This is a genomic window from Vibrio sp. Scap24 (assembly GCF_013394185.1).
In the GTDB taxonomy this organism is placed as follows: Bacteria; Pseudomonadota; Gammaproteobacteria; order Enterobacterales; family Vibrionaceae; genus Vibrio; species Vibrio pomeroyi.
Genome location: NZ_CP041332.1, coordinates 2,781,420 through 2,800,830 on the forward strand (window position 1 = coordinate 2,781,420; position 19,411 = coordinate 2,800,830).

Here is a 19,411-nt window from a genome sequence, read left to right on the forward strand (position 1 = left end):
TTTTTGTTGTTTTAGTCTGTTTTATTTCCTCACGAAAACAGAGGGATAAACGAGATAAATGGATTAACTGCAATAATATCGCTAATTAGCCTCCGTTAGCTCTATAAAGCTGACCGAGAACAGCGTAGGATCGCGCTACTTTAGACCAAATACTAGGTTGCACATTAGTGCATAAACAGAAGAATACATGAAACTAACAGCAAAACCCTCAGCTAGTAACGCTTTACTTATTTCTATTACGACACCGGACTTCAAAGGTGACGAAGCAAAAGAGTCTCTTGCCGAACTTGCTCGCTTAGTAACAACCCTAGGGTTTAAAGTGGTCGGTACACAATCACAGCACCACAGTTCAACACAACGACAAAACGTGTTGGGCGCAGGTAAGCTTGCAGAAATTGCACACCTAACTGGTTACCAAGGTTCGATTGAAGAAGCCGAAGACGAAGATTTTATCGATGAATCATTTGATTTTCGCGCTGGTATCGATGAGTTAGATTTTGATGATCTTCCATCTGAAGACGTGGAATTTGGTACTGCTGACGTAGTGGTATTCGACTGTGATTTGAGCCCATCTCAACTGCGTAATGTAGAAGCGCATTTGGGTGTCGAGGTGTTTGACCGTACTGGTATCATCATTGAAATCTTCAGCCGCCATGCTCGTACTCGTACTGCACGCCTGCAAGTTGAAATCGCTCGCCTAAACTACCTAGTGCCTCGACTGCGTGAAACAGCCGACGGTGATAAAGAGCGTCAAATGGGTCAGGGTGCTGGTGAAACTTCGCTAGAGCTAGACCGCCGTAAAGTACGTGACCAAATTGCTGCACTTAAGCGTGAGCTGGTTAGCGTGCAAGACGAAATGAAAAACCGACGCACTCAGCGTTCGGAACTTTTCACTGTTGCTCTAGTTGGCTACACCAATGCGGGTAAATCTTCGATGATGCGCGCTATGACTGCAACAGAAGTGAGCGGTGAAGATAAGCTTTTCGCGACCTTAGATACCACGGTTCGTGCGCTTCAACCAATTACTCAGCCGCGTATCTTAGTGTCGGATACGGTGGGTTTCATCAAGAAACTGCCACACGATCTGGTTGCTTCATTCCACTCAACGCTAGCAGAAGCGCACGATGCTTCGTTACTGCTTTATGTGGTTGATGCTTCTGACGTTTCATTCCGTGCACAGCTTGACGTGGTACACGAAGTATTAGCGCAAGTAGGTGTTGAAGGCAGCGAAAAACTATTGGTACTGAACAAGTGCGATAGATTGAGCGAAGAAGAACAGTTAGAGCTGATTGAAGAATTTCCAGATGCCATGCTGACCTCAACTCGTGACCCGCTCGATATCACCAAACTGCACAAGTACATTGTGGGTGTGGCTGAACAAGGCATGATCGAAGAAGAGATCACGATTCCTTATTCAGGGCAGGGCATCATCGGTGAGATTCGCTCAAACATGAGTGTTGTGAAGGAAGAGTACGACTACGAATGTATTAAGCTTACTGTACGTTCAAGTGCAATTGACTTAGCGCGCTTGAAAAAGCGTATGCAGAAGTCTTAAGCTTTTAGCTAGCCTAAAAACAACCAAAAGAAAAGCGACCCGATAAGGTCGCTTTTTTGTTTCGTGTCGCTGAGTAATTAGTTACTCGTCAAACAGCCCATTTACGCCATTCTTTGAGTTGGCTTCCAGCGTGCTAACTCTGGGTCAAGTTTAATACCTTGCGAAGTTAGCAGGTTAACACGAGCCAAGTACGCCGCACCGTGCATCAGGTGCTTGGCTAGGTCTACTGCATTACGCTGCTGGTAATCATCTAAGTAGCTGTCTTTTGCCCAGGCGTTGAATGCGCCAAGTGCAGGGCCAGCCCATACTTGGTAATCCATTTCACGACCTTGTTCGCCAGTGTTTGACCAGCGGCTAGAAAGCCCCAAGTACCAGCGGAAAATCAACGCCATTTTACGCTTCGGATTGCCTTCAGCACGTTCGATCTGTTTAGGGTCACGTTCGTTAAAGTGCGCAACAGTGCCCGCCCAGATGTCATCCAATGTTGAACGGAATACCTGCTTCTCTAGCTTTTGGCGTTCTTCAGCTGGAATCGCTTCAATTGAGTCGTAACGAGTGTAGATTTCGTAAAGCTTGTTTGCACGCATTGGGAACAAAGTACCGCGCTTAACCACTTGCAGCTTCACACCCATTTCGAACATGTCTGCTGCCGGAGCCATAGTTACGTCAGCCATTTCAGTTGTCGAAAGCAGCTTACGTGTGTGTTCGCTCGCGCCAGCTTCAACACACGCTTGGTTGATAGAACCCGTAACAATGTATGCCGCACCCATGTTAAACGTTGCTAGAGCAGCGTCAGGCGTGCCTACGCCACCACCACAACCAACACGCAGCGGTGTTTTGAATTGGTACTGAGCTTGGATCTGTTCTTTCAGCGCAAGAATCGTTGGTAGCAGTGTTACTAGCGGACGGTTATCGGTGTGACCACCAGAATCCGCTTCTGCAGTAATGTCATCCGCCATTGGAACCAACTGTGCTAGCTCCATCTGTTCTGCTGTGATTCGACCTTCATCAACTAAGGCTTGCAGCATTTTCACAGGAGCAGGCTGCATGAATTTGCTTGCGACTTCAGTGCGGCTTACCTTTGCGATGACTTTATTGCCGATCTGGATTTCACCTTTTGCATCACGGCTAAGGCCAGCAGCACGATAGTGAACGATTTGCGGTGTTAAACCTAAGAAGGCTGAAGCCTCAACCGTTTTCACTTTGTGTTTCAAAAACAGCTCTACACTGCCACGTTCTAGTGCAGGTTCACTTGGGCTGTGAATCAGGTTAAACGCGTAAGGGCCATTTGGCAGAGCTGCTTGAATACGGTTGATCGCTTGCTCGACGCGAGACGGGATTAAGCCCGCCGCGCCAAATGAACAAAGAATACCAGCCTGACCAAGCGCAATTACAAGCTCTTCGGATGAGATGCCGTTGGCCATTGCGCCTGCGTAGTACGCGTATTTTACGCCATGGCAGCGACGAAACTCTTCGTCGCCCAAGCTTTGTGTACCGAGTGCAGGAGCAAATGCGCTAACAGGTTGGCTATTTGCTGCACTTGCTGAATCACCCGATGTAATTTCAGCGTGTTGGCTTACGCCTAAGCCTTTTTCTGGGTGGTTCACTACGTAACAAGCAAGGCTTAAGTCTTTTAAGATGGTCGACATTGCCGCGCTATCAAAGTGAGTTGTGTTCTCTTCAATCTGCCAAGGCCACGGAGATAGCTTTTCGTTATTAATTGTAGTTTGAGTTGTCATACTAAATTCTTTCCTAATTCTTTGTCTCTAATGGCGGCTTATGCTTGCTTGATACCAGAAGCTTTATCGGTAGCAGGGGCTTCTTCGATACAAATCGCGATGTCTTTCACTTCGTAAATACGCAGGCCATCTTTGCTCAGGTTTGCGTCGCCAACTATGATGCGCTTGCCGTCTTCGTCTTTAATCGCTGTGATGTGTACATCCAGAGACATCTGTTTGTTCAGAGGGTTAATCTGACCACGGTATTTCCATTTCACTTCAGATTGGATTTGACCGAACTTCGGATTACGGAAGCCTGCGCCAAGATCTTTGTTTAGCGCATAGGTTTGCATCAGCTCGATGATCGCTTCGACACCTAGAGAACCTGGCATTACTGGATCTTGATGGAAGTGGAATTGGAAGAACCAATCGCTTGGGTCAATCGTGCGCTCAGCGTATAGGTAGCCAAGGCCGTCTTTACCACCGTCGCTTGTGATCTGCACGGTATCGATAAAGCTCAAACGACCGCCAGCCAATTTGTAGTGCTCTTGCACTTCACCAGTAGACGAGACAGGTGCATTGAAGTAACGAGTCGTTTTGTCTAGCAGGTTGATGTTTACATCCGGTGTGCGGTTGTTATCAACGTGCCAAGGATGAGTCACCTTACCGTTGTCCAAACCCAGTTGGTCTTTCAGTGCTGCGCCTTTAAAGTAACCAAATACCGCTGTACCTTGGTAGAAAGGCATGCCGTCTGTGCTCAGTTCGAAGCTAAAGCTCTGTACGATGTTGGTGCCCATCATTACGGTTGAAAGCAGGCGAGAATCGTTGGTGATGGTTTTGCCACGTAAGTCGACGTTACGCAGCATTTTGCCGCTGCCGTCTAGGTTACGGAAAAACAGTTCTTCACCTGGGAAGCCCAGTGTTGTGCCCATGTAGCCAGAGATGAAGCCGTTTGGCTGCAGCGAAATCTCCATCAATACCGAATAAGGCATCAAGGTATGGTGGCTGTTTTCATCAAAGTACCATGCATTTTCTGGCACTTCGTATTCAGCGATACACGATGAAGGTTTCTTGAAGTCGCCACGTTTACCGTCGATCTCAACGACACGAGTGGTTAACTGCAGATCGCCACACGGAGTACGTGGTGGAATCATTCCACGGTAGATAGAGAAGTCAGGGCCGAAACATTTTTCGATATCGCCAGTCGCGAATTCGAACATGTGGTATGGCGTAAATGGAACCGTATCAGGTGTGCGGTTCGGGTAATCAGGCGTTACCGGAGCTTCAACGTGTTGAAGAGGAATCACGCCTTTATTTGGTGCTGTTTCTAGGTCTTCAATTTGTGCCATCAGTGGCGCATTTGCTGAAGCCTGTTGGTTCACTGCTGGTGTATGGCCCAAGCTTTTATGGTCCAAGCTTTCGATAACAGGCGTCGTGACAGCTGTTTCTAAAGAAGGCAGGTAACGAGTACATTCGTCGTCTTCTTTGATCATCACACCCAAGTTTTGGAAATCAACAATCACTTTGCCGTTGAGCAAAATATCGATGTTAGCTTTCGCGTATGGGCGAGGGCTTAGACCAATCTCGGTCACTTCCATGCGGTAAGTCAGTTCTGCCGATTGTGGTAGAACTTGACCACGACAGCGTACTTGTTGAGGCGCGTTTTCAAGCGGTTGGAAACGACCATTTTGAACAAGCGTGTGCATGCCAAGGTGCATCATGAAGAATTGCAGCAGTTGACCACAACCTTCAGCCATCAAAGAGCCAGCCATTACTGAGTCATCTTTAAAGTGACAAGGGAAGTACCAGTGCTCAGGCTCTAGTTGTTTATGACCTTCAATCAGACCAAGTCCCCATGTGCCGCCTTGCGGTTCAACACGGCTGACCTTTTCGATCATCATGAACTTCTCTGAGCTGAAGCATAGAGAAGGCTGGTGGCGATCAGATTGGTGAGTCGGGCCGAAACACTCTGCAATGTTTGCAGTTAGTAGGTGGCGCAGTTCTTGGTGGTTAAACTGGGTTTTAGGGCAGTGTAGCATAGGGTCGAAGCGTTGCTTAATCGCAAGCTTACGAGCCTTGATTTCATCTTCAGTGTGAATCACACCTTTGCCGTCTGCTAGCTCTTCATCAGTGAAGAAGCCCGCACAACCGTTGTCCATTTTCAGGATCATCTTGTTGCCAACGAAACATTCGTACGAGAAGAAGAACAGCAACGTGTCGCCATTGCGAGCAAAGCTGTTGATTGAGATATCGTAACGCAGCGTATCTCCACCACGAGGCAAGTCGCCAAGGAAGGTCAGCGTACAATCAAGTAGGCGATAAACACGCTCGCCTTTGTTTTCGAAATCAATGCCTAAGTAGCTGATCAACATTAGGTCACACTGACCAGATTCAACTGCAACAGCCCAAGGGATCTGACCATCGACAAGATACGGCGCATCAACAGGGATGTCGTATTCTGTGGTCATGGTGCTTGGCTTGTATTCGTTCACTGTCGCGTTGAGCTTAGTAACGCGAGATACCAATAGGTAATCAGTGGTTGGCAAGCGAACACGGCGCGAGTAGCTATCGATGATCGCGTAGTCAGGGCCAAACACGTTCGCAATATCACCTTCCGCGTACTCAACCAGATCATCGTAATCCCAGATACACGGCTTACGGACAGGTTTTACAGGTGCTGGCGTCGCAAGTACGTTGACTGGCGTTGACTGAACCTGAGCCGGTTGAGCTTGTACAGGCTGACCAGTCGTTTGCTGACTAGTCGTTTGTTGGCCATTCGTTTGTTGAGAAGCGGCTGAGCTATCTAAACCAGACGTAACGGCGTTTAGTTGTGCTTTTAATAGAGCATCGGCAATCTGCAGACCTTGTGCACGTGTTTGTAAAAAGGCTTTGTGAACTTGCTGCGCCGCCTGCTGGTTTTGAGCAAAGGCTTGGTTGTGTGGTGTTACAGATGGCTGTGATACTGCATCCGTATTAGCGTTGATGTTTGATACGCCATTTTTAGCGGATAGGACATGAGTCATATTGCTGTGGTTACCTGTTAGCTGACTGTGGCGAGCTGGCGCCAGAGTAGGGGATACTGATGTAGGAGTTTCGATGACTGGCTCTAGCGCGTTTTGCGCTAATGCTTTCTTCTCTAACTCTTTTGGCGCAATGGTTGCTTGAATATGTGCAGTCGTCGGGACAGAAACGATTCGTGTCGCTTGTTTACCAGAAGCTTTTTGTTGAATGTGCGTTAGGTCAGCGATTGGTGTCTCTGCGATGTGTTGATAAATATCGCGACCACCGAGAGTCACTTGCTTAACCAATTGACGCTTAGCATCACTCGCCAGTTCACTGCTTAAACGTACGGAAAGTGATTGAGATTCAACAGTCGACTGGCTTAGTAGCAGCTGTGAACATTGTCCTTCGCTGATGTTGGCAACAATCGCGTTCTTAGAGCTGATGCTTGGATTCAGAGGTGCAAGGTTCAGGTTGAGCAGACCATGTAACAGGCTCGCCATGCCAGAAGCTGCAGAGCAGTGACCAACACGTTGGCTTGCTTGAGTCGTCTTTGTGTTCCCTAAACTTAGAGACGAAGACTGATGAGATGAAGACTCAGGTGCGTGGTTAAGTTCAAGCAGAGAAACATCGTTCGAGCTCATACCGACTTGAGTCAGCAATTCATCGGTAACGGCGTTGTTACGCTCGCTTGCACCAAAGGCCAATGCATTGATGCTACCGTAAGCTGTATCTTGGTTGCTTGTTACTTGATTCTCTTCAACAAGAACGATTGCACCCGCGCCTTCGCCCACATTCCAACTGCCGTCTTGCGGCTGTCCGAATTTTGGAGCAAGCGACACTGGGCTCACACTGTTCTTCAGAATCACATGTTCTGCACTGCCACTAAGGTCAACGGCTGCAATTACCACGGCATCCATTGATTCTTGCGACATGAGGTTTTGCGCGACATCGATACAACGAGCAACCGACTGTTCAGCGGCTGAAATCGTAAAGGCAGGGCCGTTAAAGTCCCACAATGAAGAGATACGTGAAGCCATGATATTGCCGATGAAACTGGTATATTGGTTCAGCTTGGCTGCGTCCATCACACTGTCCATCGCAATGGTTTCTAGCGATTGGTATTCGTCTTGTGTCAGCTCAATCCCCATGTTGGCAAAGCTGTCAGCCAATTGGCTATGCAGGTTTACGCGCCCACGGAATTGGTGCATCTCAAGCTCTGTTTCCATCGCAACTAATACTGCAACCTTTTGGCCTGCCACAAGCTTGGCATCTTTGATCGCTTCGTCTGCCACTTTCATCAATAACAACTGCTGAGAGATCAAACGGTCATCTTCATTAGGCGGCACTTTAAAACGTAGGAAGTCGAGATCGAATTGATCGATGTAAGCTCCGTTCGGAATGCCGTGTAAACCAAACTGATTCAGTAGTTCTGGATGTTGGTCTAAGCCTTTCCAGCGTTTTTTAGGCAAAGCAATGAAAGCATCGTTGTTGGTTTCAATCGCAGTGCTTAGCGCATTGATGCTTTGCAGAGAACCGAAGTGCGATGCGAGGCCGGTAATGCTTAAATTAGGCGATTGTAGACTTGGAGAAGCTGACTCTAGAGTCTGATTTGCATGACTGGTGTCAGAATACGCTTCAAGTAGTAAGTGAGCGTTACAACCACCGAAACCAAATACAGAAACACCCGCGCAGCGCTCTGAGTTACCTGCTTTACTTGGCCAAGGTTGCACTTGTGTTGGTAGGGTCTGTGAGCCAAATAAACCTTCTGGCGACGATAGTGGCTTGTCCAAGTTAATACTTGGCGGCAGCACGCCTTCTTTCATCGCAAAGATCATCTTCATGATCCCTGGCATACCTGCTGCCGTCAGTAAGTGACCGAGGTTTGACTTCGCAGAGCCAATCAATGGCGGGTTAGAACCATTCAATTTCTCAGTAAAGAATCGCTCCATTGAGGTTAACTCAACCTTGTCACCTAGTGGCGTGCCGGTTGCGTGACACTCAATCACTTCAATGCTGTCTGGTGTTAGGTTTGAAGCTTCATAAGCGCGCTCAAAGGCTTGTACTTGTCCTTTGCTGTTTGGGCTTAATACGAACTGGCCACGACCATCGTTCGATAAGCCAATGCCGCTCACTACCGCATAAATGTTGTCGCCATCACGCTCTGCATCAGCTAAGCGTTTTAGCACTAAAACACCAGCACCTTCGCCAGCAAACAGACCTTTACTGTTGCTATCAAACGGAACCGAAACTCCGTGGTCTGGGTAAGCGTGGAAGATTGAGAAACCCATGTTGATGAAGAATGGGTCAGCACCGGATACTGCGCCTGCCAACATCATGTCGGCTTTGCCCGTGTTCAGGTAATCACATGCTAACTTCAATGAATACACTGAACTTGCACATGCCGCATCTAGGCTAAGTTGCACGTTGCCTAAACCTAGCGCATCAGCCACTAATTTAGAGGCGTTATGTGCTGCAGCACCGTTGATCGGGTTGAGGTCATGAGCAGTTTCATTGGTTGGTAGCAGTGAAAACTGGTCATTAGCCAATTTAGCTTGTAGTGCCTTTTCGACCACCGAGTGATACATCGGCAGAAACAGATCGTTCGAACGTGTTGTTGGGAACGAAAGGGCACCCATGATCACGCCTGTACGCTCTAAAACATCGGCATTCAGATCAATGCCTGCGTCGACTAACGCCTTACGACTGGTATCTAACGCCCAAAGGAAACTCTGGTCAACACCGTTGAACGACTCTGCTGTTAAGCGGTAGCCATTGCTATCGAAATTGAAATTTTCGATGTAGCCGCCTTTATCACAGTAAAAGCGGTCTGATTCGCCTTGCATACCCTGATAGCTTTCAGGCTTAGCACCTAACTTTTCAGCGCTTAATGTGGTTCGAGAATCTTTTTTGTTCAGCAAGTTTTGCCAAAAATCTTTTGGCGTATCAGCTTCCGGGTATTGGTTGGCAATACCGACAATCGCGATCTTATTGCACTTCACTTGCTGCTTATTCTGAGCCTGATATTGAGAACTCATACTAGCTCTCCTTGATGATTCACTGCGCTGCCATGAGACACACCACTTAATTGCTTAGCGGTGGTGATATGTTGTTCTAGCCCTTGAAGAAGTGGCTCGACAGACAGTGGGATTTGATGAGTAATGAGCTGACCAATGCACTTGATGAGCGTGACAACATCGTCACCGCCTTTGGCATTGGAAGCGATTGTGCAGTACTGGTCTACTACGTTGTCGCTGCGGTTGATCTTGTCGATCAATGTGCTGGTTTGACGATCGGCACCCACTTCAATAAACAAGCGAGCACCTTGCTGACGCGCACTTTGGATCAACGCGGTGAAATCTAACGTTGAACAGAAGGTGTCGGCAATCGAAAGGGCGATGCTGTCGCTGTCGATATTGATTGGTGCACCAGTCGGTAGACCTGCTGCGCTGATAAAGCGGATATGCTTTGGCAACTCGTCGAACAGTGGTTGCGTGTAAAACTCTCGCACTTGGTTATGCTGGCTTAACGCTGGTGTGGTGTGCATTGCAGTAACACGGTTCGCGGCAATGCCACGCTTACCCAGTTTTTTGAGCAGAGCACGACATGTGCTTTCACAGCCAGCCAGTACGCAGGTGTCACCTTGGATGATAGCGAGATAAGCACGTGGAAACTCAGGTAACAGAGCCTCAATTGCTTGTGTATCACTGCGAACCACAAAGCTATTCCATTGGATGCTTTCGTCGATGTTCAGCTGCCAATCTTGACGCACTGCGGTGAGTTCGCCAGAAATAGCCGTGGTGAAGATCGGACTGGTTTGAGTCATCTCAATCAGCGCATGTGGGTTTTTCCAAACATTCAAGCTCGCCCACATGGAGGCTTCACCCTTGGAGTAACCCAAGGCGAAATCTGGCTGCACTTTGAATTCATCACATAACAGTTGTGTTAACAGATAACTACTGCCGACACCGGCAATTGCCAACTCACTAAGAGACATTTCTTGCGAGTCTTCAGCGTAGGTTTTATCAGCCTGCAGCATCTCTTTCAAGTTACCTTCGCGCTCTAAACGAGCAAATAACTGTGGGAAATATTGATGAAACTCGCGCAACATGCCGGGATAAACCGTGCCAACACCAGGGTAAACAAATGCAACGCCACCTTTGCTTTGAGGCATCGGTGAGAAACAACTGCCTGCTGGCGTTTTGTAGTGGCTATTGTCAGCCATTACTTTTGGCAACGCATTTTCTAGCGCTGTGATCTCTTGTATTGCAGCCTCAATTGAAGCCGCCTGAATCACGATGTTCGCGTTAAGGCCAGCATTGTGCTGAACGTTTTGGAAGTGACTTAGGTTTGAATGCATTAAGGTTGCGATAGCAATTTCGCTGTCCGCTGAATCGCTAATGCATTTAAGCTCTTCTCTCAAGTAGGTTAGCTGAGAAAACAATTCAGCTTGGCCATTGCCAGAAACCACGAACATCAAACGATCGCTCGATAGCAGTGGCTTTGGTTCTTGCAAACCGGTTGCTTGAGTCAATATCAGGCTGGTGGCTTTTTGGCTATCGTCATTAAAGGTCAATGAAGCAACACGTGCTTTGTTCGGCTCAGTGAACCAGTAATTATTAGCTAATGAATGGCTCGGCAATGAACGGCTCGATATCGCATTCACCATATTCAACAATTCATCAAACTGCTGCGAAGCAGAAAGTGCAGAATATTGTTGTTGATGGCTTAAGTCTGAAGCTGGGCGGCGTGCAATTTCCAGAGCAAGCTGAACGCTATCTTCGGTAACTGTATCTACAAAGCCCGCTAGATAAGCGTGTGGATGAATCTTGCTTTGAGCCGCGGTCAGCGCGCTCAACATCACCAATGATGGAGAGTGAGAATCCAAACAAAGCTTAACAGCACTATCTTGACTGACAGCCTCAATCGCTTGAGTAAGTGCTTGATTAAAATTGCCACCAACCACAACTGTCATCATCTCAGGAAGCGAAGATGATAAGTCGGCAGAAAGCTCAGCCGCGTTTGCTGGCTGAGCTAAAAGAGCGATGCGTAATGGCATCGCTTTATTAGTAGGAACAGTCACTATGACAATTGCTCCTTTTCTGCGTTCTTATTAGACTCTTTCTTCGAACCTGTTGAGCTAGACTTCGGCAAAAATGCGTCGTTTAAGCTCTTGCTGATGGTGACTTTTGCACCTTTCATTACCGCACTTAAACGACCATCTTGGTGGTAAAGCGAGATATCAGCTTGCAGCGAACGAGCCGTGCTTTTTATCACGCTCAGCTCTAGCCAACCTTGGTCACCATTGTGCATCGGTGCGTAACAAACAAACTCACCGATTGCAGACGGTAGGCTTGCCGCGCCGTATTTCAATCGAGCCCATACCAGCATTGCTTGCAACAGATAATCTTCAGCAAATGGCTGACTATCGCCAAAACCTTGCTTAGGAATAAATGATCCGCAGTCGCTGTTTTCAATCTGAGGCAATTGGCACTGAGCCAGTAAGCCTAAGTCGTCAAAGCGTTCAACTGAGGTAATACCTTGCAGTCTTGGTCCGTGAAACAGAGTGCCGTCACTGTATAGAGCTTGTGCCGTTGTTACAGGTGCTGAAGTGTTGGCTTCAAAGCGCTTTTCTGACGCTTGTTGAACATCTTCAGACTCTTGCACAGAGGCAACTTGCAACTGAGCTTGATACTGTGGTCGCCCTTGGCAACCGATCACTGCTTTTAGCTGCTCTTTTGATTTAGCGTCAGAAGAAAGAACCAGTTTTAGCTCTTGCACTTCATCAGTATCAAAAATCACACCCTTAAGCAGTTTGTAGTTGTGAACGCTAACGTTCACCCCTAACAGTTGCTCTGCCACTTCACGCATCCATTGGATGGCACACACTGTCGGTAACACTGGATTACCGGCAATGCAGTGATCTTGAATGAAAGGCAATGCCTTAGGATCAAGATGACGTGTCACAGTGATGCTTGTATTCAGCGGACTCTTTGCAAGATGCACAGACTCCGCATTAAGCTTTTTTACAGCAGCTTCCTTGTTGTCAGAACCTTGCATGCTCGTACCAACCAGCAGTTGAATGCCAGTTTCGTTCAGTAGTTGAGAACTAAACAGCTCTGCACCTGCCTGAAGAGGAATTACGTACACGCCGCGCTCTGTGAACATACGTTTCAGTGCTGCGTTGACCATGCCACCGTCCCAAGGTCCCCAGTTGAAGCTCATCACTTTCGCTTGAGGGTTACGAGCAGATAGTTGCAGAGCCGCTTTGTTTAGGATCTCGTTAGACATCGAGTAATCACTTTGGCCTGTGTTTCCGTAGAAACCCGCCGCCGAAGAGAACATCGCAATCAGTTTTAGCTTGCTGCTATCAAGACCACCAAGAACCGCTTCTAGTCCGCCCACTTTGGTGCCGTAAACCATGTTCAGTTCATCAAGTGTTTTGTCTTGAATGTGTTTGTCAGCCAGTACGCCTGCGCCGTGGATAAGCCCCGTGATACCGTCGAAATTCGCCAGCGTTTTCGCTACTGACTCATGGTTCGACACATCTAGGCTTAGGTACTCAGCGCTTGCGCCAATCTCGTTGAAAGCGGCAAGTGCTGCGTTGATTTCAAAGCTGCTCAATACAGGTTTTAGCAAGGCATCAACTTTCTTCGGCGTTGGTTTGTCACCTGTTGCTTGTAGGTGAGCAATAGCCGCTGGTTTAAGCTCTTTCTCTTGCTTGCCTTGTGCCCACTGAGGTAGCTCATCTGAAGTAATATGCTTACTACGACCTGCAAGAATGAAGTGAGACTTACATTGCTTAGCAAGCGTCAGTGCACATTCAAACGTCACGCCTTTAGCGCCGCCTGTTACCAGAACTTTGTCGCTCTTGGTGAGTTGAGCGCCTGTGTTCTTCGTTTGTGCAGCACCTGGTGTTGCAGCAATCAATGTTGCACGACCAGATTCACCGTTTTCTGCATGGCTAAGGCCGATTTCAACCGTGTTGGTATCGATATCGAACAGTTCGCTTGTGATAGCTTCAGCTAGGTGACGAGCATCAATAGAAGCGTCAGCATCCAATGCACGGCAGAACACGTTTGACCATTCATGGCTCAGTGTCTTAGTGAGACCAGACAGTGCTGCTTGGTTAAGTTCCGCGTTCGCTAATTGCTTAGTATCTAGGTAACCAAAGCCACCATCGATACGGCTTAGTGTGAAGAACACGCTGCGACCAGAAACGGTATTCAGCTGACCATTTAGGTGCTTCGCGAATAAGAACGCTGTGGTTAGTGAAGCTCTTGAGTCTGCATTCAAGTTAACCGCTTGCTCGTTGCTTTGTTTCGCATCAACGATAGCTTGTAAATGAATGAAGCCAGCAATCACTTTGTTCGACGTTTTAAGGTCTGCTTCGATGTCGTTAATAACCGCAGTCACACCAGCATCATCGACGCTGTTGAGTGTGTAGCTTGCGATTTCACTGTTTAAGGGTGACGCGGCAGAAAGAGCACTACGCACTACAGCAACTTGAATGCCGTTAGCGGTCAACTTTTCTGCTAGAACACCGGCGTTGTGACCATCATCTGTGATCACGACACAAGCGTCTTTTGAGAAACAATCGACGAGTTTATCTGCCGCTGGTAGCTTTTTTAGCGCCACCTCATTGTGTGGAGGAAGTTCCGCTGTCGCTGTTTCTGCGATAGGCGTTACTGATTCAGCTTTAGCAGTCGCTACGGGTGCAGCCGCGGATAGCTTGCTTTGCATGTAGGTAACGATTTCACCAAGCGTACGACACTCAGCTAAGTCTTCAGGATTTAGCTCTGGCAGCGTTGGTAGTTGGTCTTGAACCGTACCAAGGATCTCAACACGTTTGATTGAGTCGATACCAAGGTCTGCTTCCATGTCCATTGCTAGATCGAGCATTTCTGCTGGGTAGCCTGTTTTGTCGGCAACCACTTCCATCATTGTTGATTGAACATGATCAGGGTTTAGGTCGTTGCTCGCGCTTTCTACAGTTGCTGCAGCGACTTCTGTACTCGTAGTAGCAGTAGCGCCTAGCTTACTATTCATGTAGTCAACGATTTCACCCAGAGTACGACACTCAGCCAGGTCTTCAGGATTCAGCTCTGGCAATGTTGGTAGCTGGTCTTGAACCGTACCAAGGATCTCAACACGTTTGATTGAATCGATGCCAAGGTCTGCTTCCATGTCCATTGCTAGGTCGAGCATCTCTGTTGGGTAGCCTGTTTTATCGGCTACTACGCTCAGCATTGTGCTTTGAACTTGCTCTGCGTTTAAACCGTTTGATACTGCTTGTACTGGTGCAGATACTTGAGCCGCTACTGGAGCAGAAACCGGAAGCTTGCTGTTCATGTAGGCAACAATTTCGCCTAGAGTACGACACTCAGCGAGGTCTTCAGGGTTTAGCTCTGGAAGAGTCGGTAGCTCATCTTGAACCGTACCTAGGATTTCAACACGCTTGATTGAGTCGATACCAAGATCAGCTTCCATGTCCATTGCTAGGTCTAGCATTTCAGTCGGGTAGCCCGTCTTCTCTGCGACCACTTCTAACATGGTTTTCTGGACTGTTTCTGAATCCAAACCGCTAGCAGCATCTAGTCCGTTGTTAGATGCTGTCGGAGCAACTACTGCTGGTGCTTGTGAAGACACGGAAGCAGAAGCTGGAAGTTTGCTGTTCATGTAGCCAACGATTTCGCCAAGAGTACGACACTCAGCTAAGTCTTCAGGGTTTAGCTCTGGAAGAGTAGGCAGTTCATCTTGAACCGTACCTAGAATCTCAACACGTTTGATTGAGTCGATACCAAGGTCAGCTTCCATATCCATTTCTAGATCAAGCATTTCCGTTGGGTAACCTGTCTTTTCAGCAACCACTTCTAGCATGGTTTGTTGAACGACTTTTGCATCAAGACTATTAGCTACAGCAGCTGCTTGAACTGGTGCTGCTTCAGTTGAAACTCCAGAAGGCATCTTGCTGTTCATGTAGGTAACGATTTCGCCAAGAGTACGACACTCAGCTAAATCTTCAGGGTTCAGCTCTGGTAGGTTTGGCATTTCGTCTTGAACGGTACCAAGAATCTCTACGCGCTTGATTGAGTCGATACCAAGGTCAGCTTCCATGTCCATTTCTAGATCAAGCATTTCCGTTGGGTAACCCGTTTTCTCAGCGACCACTTCCAGCATCACTTTTTCAGCATCGGCTGTTTGTACTGCTACTGGTGCAGCTACAGGAGCTGGTTGTGCTTTAACTGGCACAGGCTGAGGTGCAACAGGTGCTGCCGCTTGAGCCGCTGCTTGCGGTGCAGGAACGGCTTTTTGTACCGGAGCTTGTTGAGTTACTACTGCTGCTGGAGTTTGCGCAGCTTGTACAGGAGCAGACTGTACTTGAGCTACAGGCTGTTGGACGATAGCTGCTGGAGTCGTTTGAGTAGCTGGAGCTTGAATCGCTGGCTGAGTATTGACTGGCGCAGCGAAGGTTGGTTGTTCCGTTTTCACTGAACCTTGCGTCAGCATATTAAGTGCTGAGTTGTTGCTGTGCGCTTGCATCTCTAGGTAATGAGCGTGAGCTTTTAGCGTTTCAGCTTGATGCTGGTGGAACATCTCCATAGAACGTTGTAGGTTCTCAGGAATGGCTACACCTGCTGTTGCCATTTTCGCTTGCTCAGACATTAGGGTGTTGAACGTGTCACCGTATTGCTGAGGAATCGCAAGGAACTGCTGATGTACTTCCGCTGCTTGTTGTTGAGCATTGAAGAACGACTGCAATGAAGACTCATCTACCGTTACTTGAGCTGCAGGCTGAATAGTCGCCGATACAGGTTGTGCCACTTGAGGTTGCTGAGCTGCTGTTGCTACTTGTGTACTTGGTACTGGAGCAACTGACTGTTGTATATTTGAAGCTTGAGGAGCAGCCACAGGTACTTCAACGATTTCTGTTTTAATCACTTCTTTTTCCACGATTTTCTCGACTTCAACTTTCACTTCAACAATCTCAGTCTTTTCGGTGACGTTGCCCGAAGCCAATGATTGATCCATTTTCTTACGAGTAGCTGGGCTGATGTAGTTGGTTGCATTCAGCTTGATGTTCATTGGTGATGCCTTTGCAGGTTCAGCAATGTCAGCTTGGTAAGGGTCAATGTTGTCTAATGAAACACCTGCCACGCACAGTTGAACCGCAGCTAAACGAAGCTGTTGGTCACTGTCGCCTTTAGGGCTTGGGTTGATGCTGATTGCGTAGAGCTCTTCGCTCTTATCAGCCAGTGTTTTCTCAACCAATTTTTGAAGAATGTTCTTAGGACCGAACTCAACAAATACGCGCGCGCCTGCTTCATACATCGCTTCAATTTGCTCGCTGAAACGAACCGATTGCAGCATGTGTTGCTTGAACGCCTTCTTAATAGCTTTCGCGTCTTTACTGTGCAGTTTGCCCGTTGCGTTTGAGTAAAGCGGCAGAGTTGGAGCACTGAATGAAGCTTTATCAATGGCAGCAGCAAATGGTTTTTGAGCGTGAGCAACAAGCGGTGTGTGGAAAGCACCAGATACTGGCAGAGCAATCGCTTTGAAGCCTTGTTCAGTTAGCGCTTGTGCTGCTTGTTGAACCGTCGCAGTTGGACCTGCAATAACCAGTTGAGTCGGAGCGTTGTAGTTGGCAATACTCACGCCTTCGAATTGGCTGATACAGTTTTCAACGGCTGGAAGTTTGTCTGCGTCTAGGATGACCGCAAACATAGTACCGTTGTCGCCTTGTTCTGGTGTCGCAGCCATCGCATCGCCACGAGCGAAAGCTAACTGGTAGTAATCGTCTTGCGAGATAACACCCGATGCACATAGTGCACTTAGCTCACCAAAGCTGTGGCCTGCGACCATGTCCGCTTTGAAGCCAGCTTGAGTCATTATGTCGAACTGACCCATAGACACAGTACCAATTGCACTTTGCGCATTGGCTGTGTTGGTTAGTATCGCTTCTTGAGCTTTGGTGGCTTCTGGTGTGAAGGTTGGAATTGGGAACAGAATTTGCGACAGAGCTGTTTTCTTGTGCTGACCAAATATTTGATCCGCTTGAGCAAGCTGTTGGCGCATTTCAGGGTAATGACAAGCAAGCTCGCGACCCATGTTTAGGTATTGCGAACCTTGACCAGCAAATAGTGCCGCTACTTTACCTGCACCGTTTTCAGCAATCAGTGCTGACTCACGGTAGCTAGTACCGTTTGGCATTTGCCAATGTGTTTTGGTTTGGCTCTCAAGCATTGAAACCGCTTGAGCCAGTTGCGCTTGAAGGTCTGCTTGGTCAGTCACAACTAAACCAAGACGAGCATGTTCAGCGTTAACTTCACGCAAGCCATGTTGCTCTGCAAGTGCTTCCAACTTGAACGCAGCATCGGCAGCTTGAGTTGAAACTTGTTTTAGCTCGTTGATCAGTGCTTGGCGAGATTCTGCGCTGAACAACAGGGTTTGTGGCACTTGGCGCTGACGGTATTTGTCACCGCGAGCGTGTTCTTGTGTGTACTCTTCTAATACAACGTGGAAGTTCGTACCACCAAAACCAAATGAGCTGATACCTGCACGGCGTGGTGTACCGTCGACACGTTGCATCCAAGGGCGTGTTTGTGTGTTTAGGTAGAACGGTGAGTTCTCGATGTCCAATTTAGGATTTGGGCTCGACACGTTAATCGTTGGCGGCAGTACCTTGTGGTGCAGTGCTAAGGCAGCTTTGATTAAACCAGCAGTACCTGCGGTTGATTTGGTGTGACCAATTTGAGATTTCACAGAGCCTAACGCAATGTGTTGCTTCTCTTCGTTGTTCTCACTGAATACAGAGTTTAAACCACCAAATTCAGCAACATCGCCTGCTGCTGTACCTGTACCGTGCGCTTCTAATAAGCCAAGCGTGTGCGGTGCGAAACCAGCATCATCGTAAGCACGTTTTAGTGCTTTTGCTTGTCCTTCAGGGCGAGGCGCGTAGATACTCTTGAACTTACCATCCGAAGAAGACCCCACACCTTTAATCACTGAGTAGATTCTGTCGCCATCACGCTCTGCATCTTCAAGACGCTTAAGAGCAACCATGCCGATGCCTTCACCAATCATCATGCCTTTTGAGTCGATGTCGAAAGGCTGAATGGTTTCATTAGTGGTGAATGCAGGTGTTTTAGAGAAGCTCATGTACATGGTTGGCGAGTTATCAGTACACACACCACCTGTGATCATCATTTCACTGCGGCCTTCAACCAGTTCACTTAGAGCCATGCGCATTGCAGCCAGAGAACCAGCACATGCAGCGTCTACTACACAGTTGATGCCACCAAGGTCAAAGCGGTTAGCGATACGACCTGAAATTACGTTACCCAATGAACCTGGGAATGAGTTCTCTTCCCAGTGGATGTATTGGTCTTGGAATTTTTTGATCAGCATTTCGCTGTCTTCGTCGTTGATGCCACTGCTCTTGAAGACTTTTTTCAAAACAGGGTATTGCAGACGAGCATTCAGGCTTTGAGCAATCTTCTGTCCGCCACCAACACCAAGCGTAATACCGATCTTGTCGCGATCGTAACCTTCTGGAAGTTTGGCATCTTCAAGTACTTCTTTTGCCACAATCAGAGAAAGCAGCTGTGACGTATCAGTCAGTTCAAGGATATTTGGCGGAAGGCCGAACTCCATTGGGTTGAAGTCGACTTCTGGGATGAAACCGCCACGCTTACAGTAAGACTTGTCTGGCGTCGTACGATCTGAATCGTAGTAATCTTCTGGACGCCAGTGCGTATCAGGCACTTCGGTAATTGCATCGATCTTTTCGCTGATCAAATCCCAGAACTTGTTCAAGTAACGAGAGTTCGCAAACATGCTTGCCATACCAACGATAGCAATAGGCATGTCTTTAAGACGTTTATTAAGTCGAGTGTCGTCGACTGATTCCGGTGTATTTTTTTCGGGTTGGCTCATTATGAGTCTCCACTTGAAATCACTGAGGGCGATGTCGTGTTTTGAGGCTGCGCTTTTAATTGAATCGAAAATAAATCTGAAACAGATTTGGGCAAACGCAGCTGAAGAGTAAGGCTGCCGAAAGTTGGCCACCTGACTGAAATAGGGAGTGCGAAGTTCATTGACTTGCAGACGTTGAGAACGTGTTTCATGCGTGAAGGGG

5 protein-coding genes are annotated in these 19,411 nt (G+C 47.8%); 1 reads left to right on the forward strand and 4 read right to left on the reverse strand.

Features of this window, described 5'->3' with window-relative positions; all coding sequences use genetic code 11:
- Positions 1 to 187: 187 nt before the first annotated feature.
- Complete coding sequence (hflX, locus tag FLM53_RS12430) at positions 188 to 1,555, forward strand: GTPase HflX (RefSeq protein WP_017071725.1); 1,368 nt, start codon at positions 188 to 190, stop codon at positions 1,553 to 1,555.
- 101 nt (positions 1,556 to 1,656) lie between these two features.
- On the opposite strand, the gene pfaD is transcribed toward hflX, so the two are convergent.
- Genes pfaD through FLM53_RS12450 form a run of 4 tightly spaced genes read right to left on the reverse strand, consistent with a single transcriptional unit; the run spans position 1,657 to position 19,209 of the window.
- Positions 1,657 to 3,294, reverse strand: a complete 1,638-nt coding sequence (gene pfaD, locus FLM53_RS12435; protein ID WP_176681780.1) for an eicosapentaenoate synthase subunit PfaD — start codon at positions 3,292 to 3,294, stop codon at positions 1,657 to 1,659.
- Between the two features lie 38 nt (positions 3,295 to 3,332).
- Complete coding sequence (locus FLM53_RS12440; protein ID WP_176681779.1) at positions 3,333 to 9,311, reverse strand: beta-ketoacyl synthase N-terminal-like domain-containing protein; 5,979 nt, start codon at positions 9,309 to 9,311, stop codon at positions 3,333 to 3,335.
- The gene (locus FLM53_RS12445; RefSeq protein WP_176681778.1) at positions 9,308 to 11,356 is read right to left on the reverse strand and encodes a PfaB family protein; all 2,049 of its coding nucleotides are present in this window, start codon (positions 11,354 to 11,356) and stop codon (positions 9,308 to 9,310) included. The genes FLM53_RS12440 and FLM53_RS12445 overlap by 4 nt, the downstream gene beginning before the upstream one ends.
- Positions 11,356 to 19,209 carry a type I polyketide synthase gene (locus tag FLM53_RS12450; RefSeq protein WP_176681777.1) on the reverse strand — a complete coding sequence of 2,618 codons (7,854 nt, stop codon included), beginning with the start codon at positions 19,207 to 19,209 and terminating at the stop codon, positions 11,356 to 11,358. The genes FLM53_RS12445 and FLM53_RS12450 overlap by 1 nt, the downstream gene beginning before the upstream one ends.
- Between the last annotated feature and the right edge of the window lie 202 nt (positions 19,210 to 19,411).